The sequence below is a fragment of the Cupriavidus sp. R6-3 genome, assembly GCF_059772245.1.
The window spans coordinates 1-1,444 of sequence record NZ_JCBAJO010000435.1 but is presented as its reverse complement, the minus strand read 5'-3'; the positions used below and the strand labels follow the sequence as shown (position 1 = coordinate 1,444).

At 72.6% G+C, this 1,444-nt stretch carries 1 protein-coding gene; it reads right to left on the bottom strand.

The window, feature by feature from the left end; translation table 11 throughout:
* A partial coding sequence (locus AC6EI8_RS26450; RefSeq protein ID WP_498383386.1) for a YhdP family protein occupies positions 1-1,236 on the bottom strand: 1,236 nt, incomplete at its 3' end.
* Between the last annotated feature and the right edge of the window lie 208 nt (positions 1,237-1,444).

Sequence of the window (1,444 nt, the reverse complement as noted above, 5' to 3'; positions counted from 1 at the left end):
GGCGGGCTCCCACAGCAGCGTGTCGACGGTCAGCTGGTTGTCGGCGCCTTCGCGCCGATGCAGCAGCAGCGCCTGCGACTGGTTCAGCCGCAAGGGCTCGGCCGCGCCGGCCAGGCGCAGATCGACCGCGTTGGCGCGCAGCCGGGCCTGGCTGCGCAGCATCTCGCCATTGGCGAACTCGATGGTGCCGTCGCTGCTCAGCACGCCGCTGTCGACCCGCTCGAACAGGCTCAGGTAGCGCTGCACCGCGGGCAGCTGCAACTGGCCGATATCCCAGCTGGCCTGGCCGCGCCAGTTGCGCCAGTCGCCCTGCGCATGCAGATAGGTATGGCGGAAGGTGCCGGTGACCACCAGCGGGCGCGCGGCCAGCGCGGCCGAGCGCGCTTCCAGCCGCAGGTCGTGGCGGGCGCCGCTGCGGGTCGAACGCAGCAGGATGTCGCCGACCTCCAGCACCGGCAGGCCGCGCTGCTCGTCGAGCCAGCGGACCTTGCCGCCGGTCAGCGTGACCGAGCCCTGCGCCAGCAGCCAGTCGAGAAAGCGATGATCGTCGCCGCCGCTGCGGTCCTGCGTGCGCATCGGCATGCCCGCCACCTCCAGCCGGCCCTGCGCCGAGCGGTGCACCAGCACGTCGGCGTGGTTGGCGTCGAAGCGGGCGAAGCGCAACTCGAGCGTGCTCAGCGACTGCCAGGACAGCGCGCCCTGCAGCGTCTCGGCCGACAGCAGCACGCGCTGCTGGTCGTCGACCAGACGCACGCCGCGCGCATGGAAGGCCGGATGCCAGCCATCCCAGGTGGTTTCCAGCGCGGCGATGGTCAGGTGGGCCGACAGCGCCTCCGAGCCGCGTTGCTCCAGCCAGGCGCGTGCGCCCGCGGCCTGGGGCCACAGCACGAAACGCATCAGCAGGAACAGCACCGCGGCCACGGCCGCCAGCGTGACACCGATGCGCAGCAGCCAGCGCGCGATCCAGCCCCAGCAGCGGTGGCGCACCGCTGCGGCCACGGCGCGGCCGATGGCGCGCGGCGAGGCCTTCAGGGAGCGAAACAGCTGGCCGGCCCGGCGGCGCCAGGCCGAGGTCGAAAACGACTTGCCGGAGGGAGGGGAGGTCGAGGAAGCGGTACCGGAACCGGAACCCTGGGCCGCCGCGGCACCGGCGGGGGAGCCCGCGGACCCTGGGGTTGCTGCCGCGCCGCTGGACGGGGTGGGGCGTTCGGCGGGTGGGGTGGCGCGGCTGGACATGCGCAGATTATCCGACAATACTAGCCGCTCTCCAATTCGAAGCCAGCCCGGGCGGCGTTACCGGTGGCGCATGATTCCTCGCGCGGCGTTCCTCTGCCGCGATCCATCCAAGTGACAGGAATGACTTCCCCAGATATCGCGAGTTCCCAGGCGGGCGCCGGTCGGCATGCCGCCGACGCCGCCGTTGCCGTCGATGCCGCCACCGCGG